General features: G+C 58.6%; 18 protein-coding genes and 4 tRNA genes. 6 read left to right on the forward strand and 16 right to left on the reverse strand.

All coding sequences use genetic code 11. The features are described 5' to 3' along the window. Positions 1–139: 139 nt before the first annotated feature. From lon to C6Y56_RS17975, 8 genes are all read right to left on the reverse strand, one after another. Entirely contained in the window at positions 140–2,536 is a 2,397-nt protein-coding gene (lon, locus tag C6Y56_RS17940) for an endopeptidase La (protein ID WP_169431017.1), read from the reverse strand. A 163-nt stretch (positions 2,537–2,699) separates the two neighbouring features. Beyond that, a complete protein-coding gene (clpX, locus tag C6Y56_RS17945) occupies positions 2,700–3,983 on the reverse strand; it encodes an ATP-dependent Clp protease ATP-binding subunit ClpX (protein ID WP_016775335.1) in 1,284 nt (427 codons plus the stop codon). 112 nt (positions 3,984–4,095) lie between these two features. Beyond that, positions 4,096–4,731, reverse strand: coding sequence for an ATP-dependent Clp endopeptidase proteolytic subunit ClpP (gene clpP, locus C6Y56_RS17950; protein WP_053161532.1), 636 nt, complete (start codon positions 4,729–4,731; stop codon positions 4,096–4,098). Between the two features lie 92 nt (positions 4,732–4,823). Next, positions 4,824–6,134 (reverse strand): trigger factor, encoded by a 1,311-nt coding sequence (gene tig / locus C6Y56_RS17955; protein WP_169431018.1) that lies wholly within the window; start codon positions 6,132–6,134, stop codon positions 4,824–4,826. A 402-nt stretch (positions 6,135–6,536) separates the two neighbouring features. Continuing rightward, positions 6,537–6,612 (reverse strand) — tRNA-His (locus tag C6Y56_RS17960). 76 nt (positions 6,613–6,688) lie between these two features. After that, positions 6,689–6,773, reverse strand: a tRNA-Leu gene (locus C6Y56_RS17965). A 58-nt stretch (positions 6,774–6,831) separates the two neighbouring features. Further along, positions 6,832–6,907, reverse strand: a tRNA-His gene (locus C6Y56_RS17970). Positions 6,908–6,939: 32 nt separating this feature from the next. Next, positions 6,940–7,016: transfer RNA gene (locus C6Y56_RS17975), tRNA-Arg, on the reverse strand. A 274-nt stretch (positions 7,017–7,290) separates the two neighbouring features. On the opposite strand from C6Y56_RS17975, the gene folD reads away from it, so the two are divergent. Both folD and pbpG read left to right on the forward strand, forming a co-directional pair. Further along, entirely contained in the window at positions 7,291–8,145 is an 855-nt protein-coding gene (gene folD / locus C6Y56_RS17980; protein ID WP_085712473.1) for a bifunctional methylenetetrahydrofolate dehydrogenase/methenyltetrahydrofolate cyclohydrolase FolD, read from the forward strand. Between the two features lie 228 nt (positions 8,146–8,373). Next, positions 8,374–9,312, forward strand: a complete 939-nt coding sequence (pbpG, locus tag C6Y56_RS17985) for a D-alanyl-D-alanine endopeptidase (protein WP_119428003.1) — start codon at positions 8,374–8,376, stop codon at positions 9,310–9,312. Positions 9,313–9,366: 54 nt separating this feature from the next. Here the strand turns inward: pbpG and C6Y56_RS17990 are convergent, their stop codons facing one another. Next, positions 9,367–9,573 carry a hypothetical protein gene (locus C6Y56_RS17990; protein ID WP_169431019.1) on the reverse strand — a complete coding sequence of 69 codons (207 nt, stop codon included), beginning with the start codon at positions 9,571–9,573 and terminating at the stop codon, positions 9,367–9,369. A gap of 96 nt (positions 9,574–9,669) precedes the next feature. Next, positions 9,670–10,341 carry a peptidase C39 family protein gene (locus tag C6Y56_RS17995; protein ID WP_169431020.1) on the reverse strand — a complete coding sequence of 224 codons (672 nt, stop codon included), beginning with the start codon at positions 10,339–10,341 and terminating at the stop codon, positions 9,670–9,672. 231 nt (positions 10,342–10,572) lie between these two features. Here C6Y56_RS17995 and C6Y56_RS18000 point away from each other — a divergent pair, with 231 nt between their 5' ends. Next, complete coding sequence (locus C6Y56_RS18000; RefSeq protein WP_169431021.1) at positions 10,573–10,740, forward strand: hypothetical protein; 168 nt, start codon at positions 10,573–10,575, stop codon at positions 10,738–10,740. A 73-nt stretch (positions 10,741–10,813) separates the two neighbouring features. Here C6Y56_RS18000 and C6Y56_RS18005 read toward each other — a convergent pair whose 3' ends face one another. Continuing rightward, a complete protein-coding gene (locus C6Y56_RS18005; protein WP_169431022.1) occupies positions 10,814–11,563 on the reverse strand; it encodes a TerC family protein in 750 nt (249 codons plus the stop codon). 28 nt (positions 11,564–11,591) lie between these two features. Beyond that, the gene (locus tag C6Y56_RS18010; RefSeq protein WP_169431023.1) at positions 11,592–11,834 is read right to left on the reverse strand and encodes a hypothetical protein; all 243 of its coding nucleotides are present in this window, start codon (positions 11,832–11,834) and stop codon (positions 11,592–11,594) included. Between the two features lie 144 nt (positions 11,835–11,978). Between C6Y56_RS18010 and nhaR the strand changes: the two genes are divergently transcribed. Beyond that, entirely contained in the window at positions 11,979–12,878 is a 900-nt protein-coding gene (gene nhaR, locus C6Y56_RS18015; protein WP_007951569.1) for a transcriptional activator NhaR, read from the forward strand. Here the strand turns inward: nhaR and C6Y56_RS18020 are convergent. Continuing rightward, positions 12,875–14,035 carry an MFS transporter gene (locus C6Y56_RS18020; RefSeq protein ID WP_007951570.1) on the reverse strand — a complete coding sequence of 387 codons (1,161 nt, stop codon included), beginning with the start codon at positions 14,033–14,035 and terminating at the stop codon, positions 12,875–12,877. The two genes, nhaR and C6Y56_RS18020, sit on opposite strands and share 4 nt — an antisense overlap. Positions 14,036–14,372: 337 nt before the next feature. On the opposite strand from C6Y56_RS18020, the gene sstT reads away from it, so the two are divergent. Next, positions 14,373–15,605 (forward strand): serine/threonine transporter SstT, encoded by a 1,233-nt coding sequence (sstT, locus tag C6Y56_RS18025; RefSeq protein ID WP_169431024.1) that lies wholly within the window; start codon positions 14,373–14,375, stop codon positions 15,603–15,605. 64 nt (positions 15,606–15,669) lie between these two features. On the opposite strand, the gene C6Y56_RS18030 is transcribed toward sstT, so the two are convergent. Next, positions 15,670–16,179: a DUF1993 domain-containing protein gene (locus tag C6Y56_RS18030; protein ID WP_169431025.1), complete on the reverse strand. Its 510-nt coding sequence runs from the start codon at positions 16,177–16,179 to the stop codon at positions 15,670–15,672. Positions 16,180–16,304: 125 nt separating this feature from the next. On the opposite strand from C6Y56_RS18030, the gene C6Y56_RS18035 reads away from it, so the two are divergent. Beyond that, positions 16,305–16,955: a YceH family protein gene (locus C6Y56_RS18035; RefSeq protein ID WP_169431026.1), complete on the forward strand. Its 651-nt coding sequence runs from the start codon at positions 16,305–16,307 to the stop codon at positions 16,953–16,955. A 17-nt stretch (positions 16,956–16,972) separates the two neighbouring features. Here C6Y56_RS18035 and C6Y56_RS18040 read toward each other — a convergent pair whose 3' ends face one another. Next, positions 16,973–17,491: a cupin domain-containing protein gene (locus tag C6Y56_RS18040; protein ID WP_169431027.1), complete on the reverse strand. Its 519-nt coding sequence runs from the start codon at positions 17,489–17,491 to the stop codon at positions 16,973–16,975. Between the two features lie 185 nt (positions 17,492–17,676). Next, the gene (locus tag C6Y56_RS18045) at positions 17,677–18,495 is read right to left on the reverse strand and encodes a shikimate 5-dehydrogenase (protein ID WP_169431028.1); all 819 of its coding nucleotides are present in this window, start codon (positions 18,493–18,495) and stop codon (positions 17,677–17,679) included. Between the last annotated feature and the right edge of the window lie 162 nt (positions 18,496–18,657).

The following is an 18,657-nucleotide window of genomic DNA, read 5'->3' on the forward strand; positions in this document are numbered from 1 at the left end:
CCTTATATCTATTTGAGTATGATTCTAAGTTTTTTGGTGAAAGCAAAAACGAGTGCTGAATGGCCTACAGACACTTAAGAGCCGCTTTATAACAAGGGCTCTAAAAAGCTGTCAAGGAAGCCCCCCAGGCAAATGCGTACTAATGCGTGCTAATTCTTTCCTTAGAGTCAGACTCACGTTTTTCGTCCTTGGCAACTATCTCCGGAGCCACATCCGGCAAGGGCTCCGGCGCGTATTGCAGCGCAATTTGCAGGACCTCGTCAATCCATTTAACCGGTTTAATCTGCAGATCCTGCTTGATATTGTCAGGAATCTCCTTCAGATCACGCACGTTCTCTTCCGGAATAATCACGACCTTGATTCCGCCACGGTGTGCAGCCAGGAGTTTTTCCTTCAGGCCGCCAATGGCGAGGACTTGACCACGCAGGGTGATCTCGCCGGTCATGGCGACGTCGGCGCGCACAGGAATACCCGTCAACGCCGACACCAATGCGGTACACATGCCTACACCGGCGCTAGGGCCGTCTTTCGGCGTAGCACCTTCCGGCATGTGGATGTGCGTGTCGCGCTTCTCATGGAAGTCCAGGGGAATGCCCAGGCTCTTGGCACGGCTGCGCACCACGGTCAGGGCGGCAGTGATCGATTCGACCATTACATCACCCAGCGAACCGGTCTTGATCAGTTGCCCTTTGCCCGGCACAACGGCCGCTTCGATGGTGAGCAATTCACCACCAACCTGAGTCCAGGCCAGGCCGGTCACCTGACCGATCTGATCCTGCTGCTCGGCCAGACCGTAGCGGAACTTGCGCACGCCGAGGAAGTGCTCCAGCAGATCAGCTGTCACTTTCACCGAGAAGCGTTTTTCCAGCGCATGCTCTTTGACCGCCTTGCGGCAGACCTTGGCAATCTGCCGCTCGAGGCCACGCACACCAGCTTCGCGGGTGTAGTAACGGATGATGTCACGGATCGCTTCTTCGTCGAATTCCAGCTCGCCCTTCTTCAGGCCGTTGGCGGCAATCTGCTTTGGCGACAGGTACTTGACGGCGATGTTGATCTTTTCGTCTTCGGTATAACCCGGCAGACGGATCACTTCCATCCGGTCGAGCAACGCCGGCGGAATGTTCATCGAGTTCGAGGTACACAGGAACATCACATCCGACAGGTCGTAATCGACTTCCAGATAGTGATCGTTGAAGTTGTGGTTCTGCTCCGGATCGAGCACTTCCAGCAACGCCGACGCCGGATCGCCACGCATGTCGCTGCCCATCTTGTCGATTTCATCGAGCAGGAACAGCGGGTTACGGACGCCCACCTTTGTCATCTTTTGAATCAATCTTCCTGGCATCGAACCGATGTAAGTCCGACGGTGACCACGGATTTCCGCTTCGTCACGCACCCCACCGAGGGCCATGCGCACGAATTTACGGTTGGTGGCGTGGGCAATCGACTCCGCCAGCGAGGTTTTACCCACACCCGGAGGACCAACCAGGCACAACACCGGACCACGAATCTTTTTCACACGTTTCTGCACGGCGAGGTACTCAAGGATGCGTTCCTTGACCTCTTCCAGACCGTAGTGATCGGCATCGAGAATGTCTTCGGCACGGGCCAGGTCCAGACGCACCTTGCTCTGGGCCTTCCACGGCACCTGCACCAGCCAGTCGATGTAAGAACGCACGACGGTGGCTTCGGCCGACATCGGTGACATCTGCTTGAGCTTGTTCAGCTCGGCGGTGGCCTTGGCCAGGGCATCTTTCGGCAGACCGGCAGCGTCGATACGCTTTTTCAGGTCTTCGATTTCGTTGTGGCCTTCGTCGCTGTCACCGAGCTCTTTCTGAATGGCCTTCATCTGCTCATTCAGGTAGTACTCGCGCTGACTGCGCTCCATTTGTTTCTTGACGCGGCCGCGGATGCGTTTTTCGACCTGCAGCAGGTCGATTTCGGCATCCAGCAGTGCCAGAACGTGCTCGACCCGGGCAGCCAGATCGATGATTTCGAGGATTTCCTGCTTCTGCTCGATTTTCAGCGCCATGTGCGCAGCCATGGTGTCTACCAGACGGCCTGGCTCATCGATGCTGTTGAGTGACGACAGGACTTCAGCCGGGACCTTCTTGCCCAACTGGACATATTGCTCGAACTGCGACAGCAGCGTGCGCACGAACACTTCGGACTCGCGCTCGGCGGCATCGACTTCGTCGATCAACGCCACTTCGGCACGACAGTGGCCGTCGACTTCGCTGAAGCGCTCGACCGCGCCACGCTGCTCGCCTTCGACCAGAACCTTGACGGTGCCATCGGGCAGCTTGAGAAGCTGCAGAACCGTGGCAATGGTGCCTACGCGATAGAGGGCATCTTCTCCGGGATCATCGTCAGCCGGGTTTCTCTGGGCCAGCAGCAGGATCTGCTTGTCACCCGTCATCGCGGCCTCGAGGGCTTCGATGGACTTCTCGCGCCCCACGAACAGCGGGATAACCATGTGCGGATACACAACGACATCACGCAATGGCAGGAGAGGCAATTCGATGGTGGTCTTCATGATTTCGCCTCTACGGCGGCCATACGGCCGTAATCAGATGGAATTAAGCTTGAAACCAAGATGGGGGCTGCCTTGAAAAAAAACAAGCGCAAAGCGGATGTAAAAAACGACATAAAAAAAAAGAGGCCCGAAGGCCCCTTCTTTGTTCCGGCAGGGTGGACACTTACGCGTCCGGCGCTGCCTTGGCCGTCGGCTCACTGTTTTCGTAGATATACAGTGGCTTGGACTTGCCTTCGATTACGCTTTCATCGATCACGACTTTGCTCACCTCGGACTGCGAGGGGATTTCATACATCGTGTCGAGCAGAACACCTTCGAGAATCGAACGCAGGCCACGGGCACCGGTTTTACGTTCCAGGGCACGTTTTGCGACCGATTTCAGCGCGTCTGAACGGAATTCCAGATCCACGCCTTCCATCTCGAACAGCTTGGCGTACTGTTTGGTCAGGGCATTTTTCGGCTCGGTGAGAATCTGCATCAATGCAGCCTCATCCAGCTCGTCCAGCGTCGCAAGGACCGGCAGACGACCGACGAATTCCGGGATCAGACCGAACTTGACCAGATCGTCAGGCTCGACTTCACGCAGGGACTCACCGACTTTCTTGCCTTCTTCCTTGCTGCGCACTTCCGCGTTGAAACCGATGCCACCTTTGGTGGAACGGTTCTGAATCACTTTCTCCAGACCGGAGAACGCACCACCGCAGATGAACAGGATGTTACGGGTGTCGACCTGCAGGAATTCCTGCTGCGGATGCTTGCGGCCACCTTGCGGCGGAACGGAAGCGACCGTGCCTTCGATCAACTTCAGCAAGGCCTGCTGCACGCCTTCACCGGAAACGTCCCGGGTGATCGACGGGTTGTCGGACTTGCGCGAAATCTTGTCGATTTCATCGATGTAGACAATGCCCATCTGGGCTTTCTCTACGTCGTAATCGCACTTCTGCAACAGCTTCTGAATGATGTTCTCGACGTCTTCACCTACATAACCCGCCTCGGTGAGGGTGGTTGCGTCGGCGATGGTGAACGGAACGTTCAGGAGGCGGGCCAGTGTTTCGGCCAGCAGGGTTTTACCGGAGCCTGTCGGGCCGATCAGCAGGATGTTGCTCTTGCCGAGTTCGACGTCGTCAGCCTTTTTGTCACGCTGGTTCAAGCGCTTGTAGTGGTTGTACACCGCTACCGCGAGAACCTTCTTGGCACGTTCCTGACCAATGACGTACTGGTCAAGGATGCCGCTGATTTCTTTAGGCGAAGGCAATTTATGCGCGCTGCTTTCGGCCTGTGCTTCCTGCACCTCCTCACGGATGATGTCATTGCACAGGTCGACGCACTCGTCGCAGATAAAGACCGAGGGGCCGGCAATCAATTTGCGCACTTCATGCTGGCTTTTGCCACAGAAGGAGCAATAGAGCAGCTTGCCGTTGTCCTCGCCGTTGCGGGTGTCAGTCATTCGTTCGATCCAAATCCGATAGGCTTGCAACACAAGATGAAGGCTATTGCGGGCTTTTTCAAGCCCGCCACTGATCGGACCAGCCGATCAGGCCTGTTTTGAGCTGCTTATTTTAAGCTGGACGCTGGTTGATCACTTCATCGATCAAGCCATATTCCTTCGCAGCTTCAGCACTCATGAAGTTGTCGCGGTTGGTGTCGCGCTCGATTTCTTCAAGCGTGCGACCGCTATGCTTGGCCATCAGCGTGTTCAGACGCTCGCGAATGAAGAGGATTTCCTTGGCATGGATTTCGATGTCCGACGCCTGGCCCTGGAAACCGCCCAGTGGCTGGTGAATCATCACACGCGAGTTCGGCAGGCAGTAACGCTTGCCTGGAGCCCCTGCGGTCAGCAGGAACGCGCCCATGCTGCACGCCTGACCGATACAGGTAGTCGATACGTTTGGCTTGATGAACTGCATGGTGTCGTAGATCGACATACCCGCTGTCACCGAGCCGCCCGGGGAGTTGATATAAAGATGGATGTCCTTGTCCGGGTTTTCCGCTTCAAGGAACAGCAATTGCGCACAGATCAGGTTGGCCATGTAGTCCTCTACCGGACCCACCAGAAAGATCACTCGCTCCTTGAGCAGGCGCGAGTAAATGTCGTAGGCGCGCTCGCCACGAGCAGACTGCTCGACAACCATCGGGACCAGGCCGCCTGCGGCCTGGATATCAGAGTTCTGCTGAATATAGGAATTACGGAACATGCTCTGCAGTCACTCCCAAATAGTCATGTCTTGAATACGCATAAGCCAGCTCGAAGGCTGGCTTATGGTGTGTGCTTCTAACGCAGAAACAATCAGTCGGCTTTTGGAGCTTCTACCGGCTTGACCGCTTCTTCGTAAGAGACCGATTTGTCGGTCACGCTAGCTTTCTGCAGAACAGTATCCACAACTTGTTCTTCCAGCACAACCGAACGGACTTCGTTCAGTTGCTGCTCGTTCTTGTAGTACCAGGACACAACCTGCTCAGGCTCTTGGTAAGCCGAAGCCATTTCCTGGATCATTTCGCGAACGCGGGCTTCGTCTGGCTTCAGGTCGAATTGCTTGACCACTTCAGCCACGATCAGACCCAGGACAACGCGACGCTTGGCTTGTTCTTCGAACAGCTCGGCCGGCAGCTGGTCAGGCTTGATGTTGCCACCAAACTGCTGAACAGCCTGAACGCGCAGACGGTCGACTTCGTTGGACAGCAGAGCCTTAGGCACTTCGATCGGGTTGGTGGCCAGCAGACCGTCCATTACCTGATTCTTGACCTTGGATTTGATCGCCTGACGCAGTTCACGCTCCATGTTCTTGCGAACTTCGGTGCGGAAGCCGTCGATGCCGCTTTCCTTGATGCCGAATTGAGCGAAGAACTCTTCGTTCAGCTCAGGCAGTTTTGGCTCGGAAACGGTGTTGACGGTCACGGTGAACTCGGCGACTTTGCCAGCCAGGTCCAGATTCTGATAGTCCTCTGGGAAGGTCAGGTTCAGAACGCGCTCTTCGCCGGCCTTGGCGCCAACCAGGCCTTCTTCGAAGCCAGGGATCATGCGGCCGGAACCCAGCACCAGCTGAGTACCCTTGGCGGAACCGCCAGCGAATACTTCGCCGTCAACCTTGCCAACGAAATCGATGTTCAGTTGGTCTTCGTTCTGAGCAGCGCGATCGGCCACTTCAAAACGGGTGTTCTGCTTGCGCAGGATGTCCAGCATCTTGTCCAGATCGGCGTCAGCCACGTCAGCGCTCAGACGCTCAACGGTGATGCCTTCGAAGCCGGCAACGGTGAACTCAGGGAACACTTCGAATACGGCTACGTATTCCAGGTCCTTGCCAGCTTCGAGCGACTTAGGCTCGATCGACGGCGAACCGGCCGGGTTCAGCTTCTGCTCAACCACAGCTTCGTAGAAGGAGGACTGGATCACGTCGCCGATCGCTTCCTGACGCGCATCAGCACCGAAACGACGCTTGATTTCGCTCATTGGCACTTTGCCTGGACGGAAGCCAGCAATCTTGGCCTTCTGGGCAGTCTGCTGCAGACGCTTGTTGACCTGAGTCTCGATGCGCTCAGCCGGCACGGTGATGCTCATGCGGCGCTCAAGAGCAGTAGTATTTTCAACAGAAACTTGCATGGATATTCCTCGTTGCACAGACGTTAGCCGGCCGTTTCCGACCCAAGAATCAAGGGCAAGCATTCTAGTAGGTCAAACTCAAGAAGTCACCCTACTGAAAACGGGTAAAAAAACAGCAGGCAAATTGAAGACGGGGACAAACGGTTGCGCCTCGCCCTGTTAGCAAATACAGCCAATCAAGCCAGGGCCCTGCACCAACCTCTTCTATATATAGAGGCGATTGAATCATCTCCCTGACAGCCAGCCCTGCAAACAAGGCTGGCGGGCAGCGCGGCATCATCGAGCAACATTGATACGACGAAGCGCCCTGCCCTGCGACCCGAAACCGGCAGTCGCCGAAAACCCGAAACCGTAAAACAAAAAAAGGCGCCAGACTGTTAAGTCTGGCGCCTTTTCGAAATATGGGGTGGACGATGGGGATCGAACCCACGACAACGGGAGTCACAATCCCGTGCTCTACCAACTGAGCTACGCCCACCATATTGCGTGCCAAAGAAGCCAAACAACTTCTTTGTAGAACTTCACCTGGCCAACGGCATGAATGAAGCTTTGATTGGTGCGGATGAAGAGACTCGAACTCTTACGCCTCGCGGCGCTGGAACCTAAATCCAGTGTGTCTACCAATTCCACCACATCCGCGGATGAAGCTTTTTAAAGCAAAGGCGCCAGACTGTTACATCTGGCGCCTTTCGAAATATGGGGTGGACGATGGGGATCGAACCCACGACAACGGGAGTCACAATCCCGTGCTCTACCAACTGAGCTACGCCCACCATATCGCGCTACTTGTGCCAATGCTGCCTAATGGCGCACCCGGCAGGACTCGAACCTGCGACCATCCGCTTAGAAGGCGGATGCTCTATCCAGCTGAGCTACGGGCGCCTTGTTAGCTGTACCCTTGGAGGACTACAAACTAAGTGCTTTCCAGTCTCGCAAAACGTTGATTTCGCTCGACCTTCTTAACCAGTGCTAGGCTGTGCCCGACAAGTGCGACGAATAGTATAGAGAGCCCTGAAGGTCGTCAAATCCTTTTTGAAAAAAATTCATTTAATTAAAGGGCTTAGGGGAATTTGCTGACCAAGCGCCTTTGCCCTCACCGTCTGACATGCGAGAATGCGTTCTCTTTTTTTCCCCTCTCGATGGTTAATCACGCGCAATGACTGCACAACTAATCGACGGCAAATCAATCGCCGCCAGCCTGCGCCAGCAGATCGCTCAACGGGTAGCCGAACGTCGCGAGCAAGGCTTGCGCACTCCTGGCCTCGCGGTGATCCTGGTCGGCAGCGATCCTGCCTCTCAGGTTTATGTCTCGCACAAGCGTAAAGACTGTGAAGAGGTCGGCTTCCTCTCCCAAGCCTATGACCTGCCTTCCGAAACCACTCAGGAAGCACTGACCGATCTGATCGATCGACTGAACGACGACCCGGCAATCGACGGCGTTCTGCTTCAACTTCCTCTGCCTGAGCACCTGGACGCGTCCAAGCTGTTGGAGCGCATCCGCCCCGACAAGGACGTCGACGGTTTCCATCCTTATAACGTCGGTCGCCTGGCCCAGCGCATTCCGCTGCTGCGCCCCTGCACCCCGAAAGGCATCATGACCCTGCTGGAAAGCACCGGTGTCGATCTTTACGGTATGGACGCAGTGGTCGTCGGCGCTTCCAACATCGTCGGTCGCCCGATGGCCATGGAACTGCTGTTGGCCGGCTGCACCGTGACCGTGACCCACCGCTTCACCAAGGACCTGGCCGGCCACGTCGGCCGCGCCGATCTGGTGGTGGTGGCCGCCGGCAAGCCGGGCCTTGTCAAGGGCGAGTGGATCAAGGAAGGCGCGATCGTGATCGACGTCGGCATCAACCGTCAGGACGACGGCAAACTGGTCGGTGACGTCGTGTACGAAACCGCCCTGCCTCGCGCTGGCTGGATAACTCCGGTCCCGGGCGGCGTCGGCCCGATGACCCGTGCCTGCCTGCTGGAAAACACCCTCTACGCAGCAGAAACCCTGCACGCCTGAGTCGCGTTTTCCGCACTCCGAGAACCCCGCCCAGTGCGGGGTTTTTCATATCCTCGAATAAACCTTTACCGTTCGCCGGAAACCCCTATTTTTACAGGGCTTTTCACGACTTTTTCATGCCCTTCAAACAACCATCGACAGATCTTCAGCCATACTCCTAGAATGCGTCGTTTTACGACACAGTCCGTTACAAAAAACGGCATATCCAACCTTCATGAGTTCGCCCGCGTGAATATTCGTCTGTCCATCCTGAGCCTGGTTTTTGCATTTTCAGGCACGCTCCTCACGCCAACGGTCAACGCCGCCGAAACCACCGCTGCTCCCCGAGACGCTTCACAGTTGAAGATTGCCTCCGGCAGCGCTCTGCTGATGGATCTGCAGACCAACAAAGTCATCTACTCCAGCAATCCGGACGTGATCGTACCGATCGCTTCCGTCAGCAAGTTGATGACCGGTCTGGTCGTGGTTGAAGCCCACCAGAACATGGACGAATGGATTGACGTCGACATCAGCCACACCCCGGAAATGAAAGGCGTGTTTTCCCGGGTCAAACTGCGCAGCGAACTGCCGCGCCGCGAGATGCTGCTGATCGCCCTGATGTCCTCGGAGAACCGCGCCGCCGCGAGCCTCGCCCATCACTATCCCGGCGGTTATGCAGCCTTCATCGCAGCGATGAACGCCAAGGCCAAGGCGCTGGGCATGACCAGCACCCACTTTGTGGAACCGACCGGTCTGTCGGAGCGCAACGTTTCCACCGCCCGCGACCTGAGCAAATTGCTGATGGCTGCGCAAAAGCATCCGATCCTGACCGAACTCACCACCACCAAGGAAAAGACCGTCTCGTTCCGCAAACCCAATTACACCCTGGGTTTCCGCAACACCGACCACTTGGTGAACAAGGCTGACTGGGACATCAAGATCACCAAGACCGGCTTCACCAATCCCGCCGGCCACTGCCTGGTGCTCGTGACGCGAATGAGCAATCGCCCGGTTGCGTTGGTGATTCTCGATGCATTCGGCAAATACACCCACTTCGCCGATGCCAGCCGTATCCGCAGCTGGATGGAAACCGGCCGGAGCACCAACGTTCCGGCGGTGGCCCAGCAGTACAAGGCCGAGAAGAACCTCAAGGGTCGCCAGAGCGGCGTGGTCGAAGCCTCCAAGTAACCCGCGACACAAGAAAAAGCCCCGAACATTCGGGGCTTTTTTACGTCTGCCGGTTCAGTCGTTGGGCAGCGGCATCTGATCATCATCGGGAATGCCGTCACCAGCACAGGGGTCGGGGCGATGCTCCGGGGTCACTACCGCAGGACGCGCCAGCGGATCACGCAGGGGACTGTCCGGATCGAGCACCGGATCCACGTCAGGCTCCGGCGTGGTCGGCACACTGTCCGGTTTATGGTCGTCAAAGCTCGAATCCGTACTCATACGCACCTCTCATTCGGGTAATCACCCGAATAATCGGGCGTTACCTTTAAGAGCGCAGCCCCGTTCCCGGGTGCCCGGCAGGGGACGAACGGACTCTCACTGCGCTCCCAATGCCTTGCGCGCTTGCGCGGCTTCACGCTCCTGGCCGGCCTGCGCCAGTTCGTCGGCGGCTTTCAACCAGCGCTGCCGATCGACGGACGCCGGGATCTGGGTCGGTTTCTGAATCAATACCGCCCAGCCCCCCGACTTCTCGAGCGCTGATTCAAAAGCACTGAAACTCATCAGTTCACGGCGGTTCATCCCCGCGCGCAGGAGAACCTTCTGCTTCTTGCGGTCATAGCCGGAAAGGATCGCGTAACGCGGTTCTGCCCAGAACGCCGATCCTTCACTGAAACGCACCATCACCGGATACCCCGCCGCCACCTGGGTCAGCAGCGCCGGCAAGCGGGCATCTACCGGGTATACGACCATGCCGTATTCGCGGGCAAGGTTCTGCATGTTCTGCTGAAGCTTGTCCTCGGCACCCGGCAGGTGCAGAGGTTTTTCCAACAGCCCGGGGGTGATCACGATGCCTTGCTGCGACAGCAGGCTGGCCAGCACCTGTGGCCCGCTCTGATTGGCTTCGCCCCTATAGAAGGTGCCGCTGAGCTCGACCCGTTCCGGCAGACGCTGGACTTCCGGCGCCACACTGCCTGCACACCCCACCAACGCTGTCACACAACCGGCCACCAGCAGGGCCGCGCGAATCCGGGAAAATAGCTGCACCATCGTCACTCTCTTGATCAGTTACCGGTCATCGTGTTCCGGCGTGGTCGAGGATCATAGGACGGCGCAACGCTGCGGTATAGCCCAAAGAGGCAGATGCATCGATTGCATAGAGCGAAGTGATTGGTCACCACCGACCTTTGGTCAATAGGCTGAAACACGCCAGCGACTAGACTGTCACTCGATAGACAGCAAAAGAGTAAGCGCCCGACGCAGGGCAAAGAGGAGGCACCGATGAGCCTGACCATGACCATTGTGATGTTGATTGCCGGCTGGCTGGCCGTAGCCGCCGCCATGCTGTGGGGTGTGCTGCGTATTTCCCGCCGCCATCACCACCCTGTGCAGCCTGCACCGACCAGGAAGATCGAAAAACACAACGCCCGTCACGCCACTGCGCACTGACTTCTTTCAATCGATTCAAACAAAAAAGGCCGCGCGACTCTTGCCAGTCACGCGGCCTTCGATTTTTCAGCGGTTACGCCTGGGCAGCCAGCTTCTTCTGCTTCGCCCGACGGGACATCATGTTCAACACCTCAATCGCGGCCGAGAACACCATGGCGGCATACACATAACCTTTCGGCACGTGGGCACCGAAGCCTTCGGCGATCAGCGTCATGCCGATCATGATCAGGAAGCCCAGGGCCAGCATCACCACCGACGGGTTATCGTTGATGAACTTCGCCAGCGGGTCAGCCGCAAACAGCATCACCAGTACCGAAACCACCACCGCGATCACCATGATCGGCAAGTGTTCGGTCATGCCGACAGCGGTAATGATGCTGTCGATCGAGAACACCATGTCCAGCATCAGGATCTGCCCGATGGCGGCGGCAAAACCCAGGGTCACTGTCGAGGTCGCCGACTTCGGATCGTCAGGCACCGGGTCCATGCTGTGATGGATCTCGGTCGTCGCTTTCCACACCAGGAACAGGCCACCGGCGATCAGGATCATGTCCTTCCAGGAGAACGCCTGACCAAGGATCTCGATGACAGGCTCGGTCAACTGCACGATGAACGCGATGGTGCTCAACAGGGCCAGACGCATGATCAGCGCCATGCCGATACCCAGACGGCGGGCTTTCTGCCGGTACTGTTCGGGCAGCTTGTTGGTCAGGATCGAGATGAAGATCAGGTTATCGATGCCGAGCACGATTTCCATCACCACCAGTGTGGCCAAAGCAATCCAGGCCGTCGGGCTGGAAGCGAGTTCTAACAGGTATTCCATGGGTCAGTCCTGACTCTTGTAAGACGATTTAGATGGTCTTGGAGGAAGATTCGGATTTGTCCGCATCTTTTTCCGGCGCTTCTTTTTTCTCGATCAGACCGCCAGTGGCCTCACTGAGCGCCTGCTCGGCGGCTTTGTGCGTATCGTCGATCGCCTGCTTGGCGCTCTCGGCGGCCTTGCCCATCAGTTGCTGGGCGCTTTTTTCCGCCTGGTCGCAACCCGCCATAAGCAGTAAAGACGTAAACATCAGTGCCGGGATCGTGTATTTCATGAGGTTTCCTTCGTATGAACAGACAGGGTCACAGACCGCCCGTCGATGGCTGGGCATTCTAGGGAGACAAACACTTCAGGAAAATTCGTATTTTTAGCGGCTATACTTCGATTTATACGAACTGTATCTGGCGGACCCAACCCCATGCTCAATTACCGACAACTGCATTACTTCTGGGTGGTGGCCAAGACCGGCAGCATCGTACGCGCGTGCGAGCAACTGAACCTGACGCCACAGACCATCAGCGGTCAGATTTCACTGCTCGAACAGACCTATGGCATCGAGTTGTTTCAACGGGTCGGCCGGCAACTCGAACTCACAGAAGCCGGACGCCAGGCCCTGCCCTACGCCGAGCAGATGTTTCAGCTCGGCGGCGAGCTGGAACTGATGCTGCGCGCCCAGCCCAATGAGCAACAGATCCTGTTCCGCGTGGGAGTGGCGGACGTGGTGCCCAAATCCATCGTCTATCGACTGATCGCGCCGACCATGGAGTTGAGCGAACCGCTGCGAATCACCTGCCGCGAAGACAAACTCGAGCGATTACTGGCGGATCTGGCGATCCAGCGCCTGGACCTGGTGATCTCCGACAGCCCGATGCCCTCGCATCTGGACATCAAGGGTTACAGCCAGAAGCTCGGCGAATGCGGGATCAGCTTCTTCGCCACCGCCGAACTGGCGGCGCAATACGGTCAGGATTTCCCGCGCAGCCTGCACGGTGCGCCACTGTTGATCCCCGGCGCAGAAACCGTGGTGCGCAGCCGTTTACAGCGCTGGTTCGCGGAGCAGCAGATTCAGCCGAGGATTGTCGGGGAGTTCGATGACAGCGCCTTGATGCAGGCGTTCGGCCAGTCCGGCAGCGGGATTTTCATTGGCCCGAGCGTGATTGCCGATGAGGTGAAACGCCAGTATGGCGTCGAGTTGATCGGCCAGACCGATGCGGTGAGCGAGTCGTTCTACGCGATCTCGGTGGAGCGCAAGGTCAAGCACCCCGGCATCAAAGCGATTACCGAAGGTGCCCGACGCGAGCTGTTTACAGCCTTTTAAGCCGGCGCACAGACGTCACGCGGCTTGAGCACCATCAGCACCATGGCGAGGAAAATCGACAGCAGAATGAACCCGGCGGCGGCGAAACCCACGAAGCCCAGACCGGCGCTGTCGATCACCCGACCGCCAATGATCGCGCCCAGACCAATCCCCAGGTTGGCCCCGGCGATGTTCAGCGACGCGGCGAAGGCCGGCGCTTCCGGTGCGGCTTTCATCAAGCGCACATGACTGACCAGAAACAGCGCTGCCTGAGTCACGCCCCAGATGCCCATCGCCGCCGCCAGACCCAGCGACGAATTGATGTTCGGCACCAATGCCACCATCCCGGGAATCATGAACGCGCAGAACATCACCGAGGCCATCAGCGGATGGCGATCCACCGCGCGACCGCCCAGCGAGTTGCCGATCAGACCGACCGCGCCAAAGCCCATCAGGCACCAGCCGACCACGGTGCCATTGAAGCCGGCCAGACGCTCAAGGATGTCCGCCAGATAGGTGTAAGCGGTGAACATGCCGCTGAACACCAGGATCGACAGCAGCACATGACCCAGCATCAGCGGGCTGCGCAGGATCTTGAACTGCGAAGCGAAACTGACCTGATGCTGGTGCAGGCTGGTTTTCGGCAAGTAGACAAACAGCAACAAGGCCTTGGCGAACGCGATCACCGCCAGAATGGCGAACGCACTGCGCCAGCCGAATGCATCGGAAATCAGCGTGCCGACGGGGATGCCGAACACCGTGGCGCAGACGATCCCGAAGCCGATCTTGGCGATGGCGCGACCAGCGAAGTCCGGGCCGACGATGTCTACCGCCGTTTCACTGGCCAGGGCCCAGAATACCGGCAGCCCCAACGCCGGAATCAACCGGGCAATCGCCATGACCCAGATGTTCGGCGCCAGTGCTGCCACGGTGTTGGCCAGGCCGAACATGATCAGGATGGTGATAAACAGTTTGCGCCGTTCGAAACGGGCGAAATATGCCGTCAAGAACGGGCCGAACATGGCCACGGTGAAAGCGAATAGCGTCACCAGCAGCCCGGCTTGCGGGATGGTGACGGCCAGGTCGCGGGCAATTGCCGGCAACAGGCCGACGATGACGAACTCTGTGGTCAGCACCGTAAACCCGGCGGCGGACAACAGAAGGATGGGCAACAGCATGAGGAACTCCAGCAAAACGACGACACCAGCGCTGACCCGAAGGCCCGCCGGCAGAACTTGAAAATAAGGATGCGCAATCTTAACAGAGTGTTTCCCGGGTGACTTGCACAAACCTGTCTATGTGGCCGAACGTTTCGGTGGCAGATCGTCACAGGCCTGAAGGACAAGGCCTACGCTGTGATAAAGTCCGCGCCCTGCAAAACGTACACCCTGTTCAGCCACCCGTTTAACGGTGTGACTGTCGCGCCAGCCCTTTCGGTTCGTGTCTGTGGCCTGCCCCCGATTCAACGCCCGGATCACGCGACCTTGCACCCTATAAAAAACCAGAGATGCCGTCATGACCGTTTCATCCCCTTCTCTATTGCAACGCCTTAAAAGCCTCAGCCTGGTCACGCAGATCCTGATTGGCCTGATTGCCGGCATCGCCCTGGCACTGTTCGCGCCGGAGGCCGCCAAGGGCACCGCATTCATCGGCAAGGTGTTCGTCTCGGCGCTGAAAGCCGTGGCCCCGATCCTGGTGTTCGTGCTGGTCATGGCGTCGATCGCCAACCACAAGCACGGCCAGGAAACCCATATCCGGCCGATCCTGTTCCTCTATCTGCTGGGCACCTTCGCCGCCGCCGTAGTCGCGGTGATCGCCAGCACGATGTTCCCGTCGCATCTGGTGCTGTCCACCGACAACATTGCCGTGACCGCCCCGGGCGGCATCGGCGAAGTGCTGCAAAGCCTGCTGCTGAGCGTGGTCGATAACCCGGTAAGCGCACTGATGAACGCCAACTTCATCGGCATTCTGGCCTGGGCCATCGGCATGGGCGTGGCCATCCGCCACGCCGGCGACACCACCCGCGAAGTCGTCAGTGACCTGTCCAACGGCGTGACCCTGATCGTGCGCGTGGTAATTCGCTTCGCACCGCTGGGGATTTTCGGCCTGGTGGCCTCGACCCTGGCCACCTCCGGTTTCGGCGCGCTGGTCGGTTACGCGCACCTGCTGGCGGTATTGCTGGGCTGCATGCTGTTCGTGGCGCTGGTGATGAACCCGCTGATCGTGTTCTGGAAGCTGCGCCGCAACCCGTACCCGCTGACGCTCCAGTGCCTGCGTGAAAGCGGCATCACCGCGTTCTTCACCCGCAGCTCGGCAGCGAACATTCCGGTCAACCTGGAGCTGAGCAAGCGTCTGGGCCTGCACGAAGACACCTATTCGGTCTCGATTCCGCTGGGCGCGACCATCAACATGGCCGGCGCGTCGATCACCATCACCGTGCTGACCCTCGCCGCCGTGCACACCTTGGGCATCGCCGTGGACATCCCGACCGCGATCCTGCTCAGTGTTGTTGCTGCGATCTGCGCTTGTGGCGCATCCGGTGTAGCTGGCGGTTCGCTGCTGTTGATCCCGCTGGCGTGCAGCCTGTTCGGCATTCCGAGCGAGATTGCCATGCAAGTGGTCGCAGTCGGTTTCATCATCGGCGTGCTGCAGGACTCGGCCGAGACGGCGCTGAACTCCTCCACCGACGTACTGTTCACCGCCGCCGCGTGCCTGGGCGAAGAACAGAAAACCCAGCGTCCGGCGTAAAAATCCAGCGCAACAAAAAGCCCGCCAAGGCGCAAACCTTGGCGGGCTTTTTCATGCGCCGGGCTTAGTACGCGCCCATGTAATCGCGCTTGCCCACTTCCACACCGTTGTGGCGCAGCAGGTCGTAAGCGGTGGTGACGTGGAAGAAGAACTGCGGCAGGCCGTAGCTCAGCAGGTAAGCCTGGCCACTGAAGCGCTTCTCTTTCGGCGTGCCCGGACGGGTCACGATCTCGATGCCTTCCTTGCCGTTGATTTGCTCAGGCTTGAACTCGCCGATGAAGGCCAGGACCTTGGCGATCAGCGCTTGCAGCTCGGCGAAGGTGGTTTCTGTGTCGTCGTATTTCGGGATTTCGACTTCAGCCAGACGCGAGGAAACGCCTTTGGCGAAGTCCACCGCGATCTGCACCTGGCGCACCAGCGGGAACATGTCCGGGTACAGGCGGGCCTGCAGGAAGGCGTTCGGGTCGATGTTTTTCTCGGTGGCGTGGGTTTCAGCCTTTTTCAGCACATCGCTCAGGGCGTTGAGCATTTGTTGGAAAACCGGAACGGATGCGGCGTACAAGGAAATGGTCATGGCAGTCTCACGTGGTGGCTGGGTGAATCGTGGGGCGATTATAGCCATGCTCGCATGGCGGCGCGGCTTGTCTTTTATCCAGCAAGGATTAGGCTAGGCGCCTTCGACTGCAGAGGGAACGCGCGATGACCACAGAATTTGAAACCCGCTCCGACGAACCACGGCTCAACGCCACGGAAATCCGCATTCTGGGTTCGCTGATCGAGAAACAGGCCACCAGCCCGGAAACCTATCCGCTGACCCTCAACGCGCTGGTGCTGGCCTGCAATCAGAAGACCAGCCGGGAACCGGTGATGAACCTGACCCAGGGCCAGGTCGGCCAGAGCCTGCGCGCCCTCGAAGGTCGCGGCTTTGCCAAACTGGTGATGGGCAGTCGCGCCGACCGCTGGGAGCACAAGGTCGACAAGGCGCTGGAACTCGTGCCGGCGCAATTGATCCTGACCGGTTTGATGTTTCTTCGCGGCCCGCAGACCGTCAACGAGCTGCTGACCCGCAGCGGTCGCATGCATGAGTTCGAAGACGCCGAACAAGTGGTGCATCAGCTGGAACGCCTGATCGCTCGCGATCTGGCGGTGTTGATTCCACGCCAGGCCGGCCAGCGCGAGGATCGCTACACCCACGCACTGGGCGATCCGGCGGACATCGAGGCGATTATCGCGGCGCGGCAGAACCCGAGTGATCGCGGGGCTGCCAGCGGTGTGTCAGTGGAGCGCATCGAAGAGCTGGAAGCGCGCATTGCGGCACTGGAAGAGCGTCTGGCCCGCCTCGAGGAATAAGCACACCGGGGACGGCGTTATTCGCCGTCCCAGTAATCCACCCCGTCCGCCTGCCGCGCCACCGCCACGAAGCCCGAGGCATTGCCTTCGGCATCGATATTAAAGTTGTCCATCACCGCGTATTTGTTCGAATCCGGGTACTCGCAGATTTCCGGTTGCTGCTGAGTGCTGACCGCCAGATAGCGCAGTTCCTGCGAGCTGGTATTGATAATCTGGTGCGCCGCTTCCGGGCCGCCCGGCGGGCAGGCGATCACGTCGCCGGCGCGGATCGGGAAACGTTCGGCGCCGAGGCGCACCTCCCCTTCCCCGGCCACCACGTAAAACATTTCCTCATTGACCCGATGACTGTGAAACGGGCTGCCACGCATGCCCGGCGGCAGCGCATACAGCCGATAACCGAGCTTCTGCGCGCCCAGTTGCTGGCCGACCCGGGCGAATCGTTGCTGATAACGCCCGGCGGTTTCGCCATCGGGGGCCAGGGCTTCGGGCAGCGGTTCGAGTTCGACGTCATTCAGGTTGAGAATGGGCGGATGCATGCAAACCTCGGCTTTTGTGAAGGGCAAGTCTGTGCTTGCTGATCCGGCAGTATAAACAAAGCAAGGCAAGAAACCGCGTCGCGGCAATCGCTAGCAGGCTAGCTCCCACGGGAGGTATGCATTTCCACTGTGGGAGCTAGCCTGCTAGCGATGAGGCCCGCCAAGCCAACACAAAAACGAAGGACTCAGCTGCGGGCAAACGCCACCGCCGCATCGAACTGCTCCACCGTCGGCCGCACACCGGTGTACAGCACAAACTGCTCCAGCGCCTGGATCGCGATCACTTCCAGCCCGGTGATCACTTTTTTACCTTCGGCACGCCCACGCACGATCAGCGGGGTTTCCGACGGGATCGCCACCACATCGAACACAGTGTCGGCAGACTTGATCACATCCACGTCAAAAGAAAGCTGTCCCGCTTCCGGGCCGCCGTCCATCCCGACCGGCGTCACGTTGATCAGCATCTGCGGGCGCTCGTCACCCAATTCCGCCTGCCAGCGATAGCCCAGGGAGTCCGCCAGTGCACGCCCGGCGCGCTCGTTGCGGGCCACGATCAAACCGTTTTTGTAACCACCATCGCGCAAGGCACTGGCCACAGCCTTGGCCATGCCACCGCTGCCACGCAGGGCGAAAGTCGAGTCCTTCGGCACCGCGTGGGTTTCCAGCAACTGGGCAATCGCAATGTAATCGGTGTTGTAGGCCTTGAGATGGCCGTTGGTGTTGACGATGGTGTTGATCGACTGGATCGCTGCCGCCGAGGCATCCAGCTCATCGACCAGCGCAATGCTCGCTTCCTTGAACGGCATCGACACCCCGCAACCGCGGATGCCCAGCGCCCGAATCCCGCCGACAGCCCCCGGCAGATCCTGGCTGCTGAAAGCCTTGTAATAAAAATTCAGGCCCAATTGCTCATACAAATGGTTATGAAAACGCAGACCGAAATTCCCGGGACGCCCAGACAGGGACATGCACAATTGGGTGTCTTTGTTGGGGTTCATCTGCATGGGAGGCTCCTTTGAATGCACTTTCGGATGGACGGGATTAGCCAGGCCATCGGGTTCTGAACGATCATAAGGCGGTCTGTTCCGGGCATCGCAGCCGACGCACGAAACCCGGTAAGCAAACCGGTACAGACCTTACACAAAATTTACCCAGCCGCCGTGCTG

This window comes from Pseudomonas fluorescens (assembly GCF_012974785.1).
In the GTDB taxonomy this organism is placed as follows: domain Bacteria; phylum Pseudomonadota; class Gammaproteobacteria; order Pseudomonadales; family Pseudomonadaceae; genus Aquipseudomonas; species Aquipseudomonas fluorescens_BT.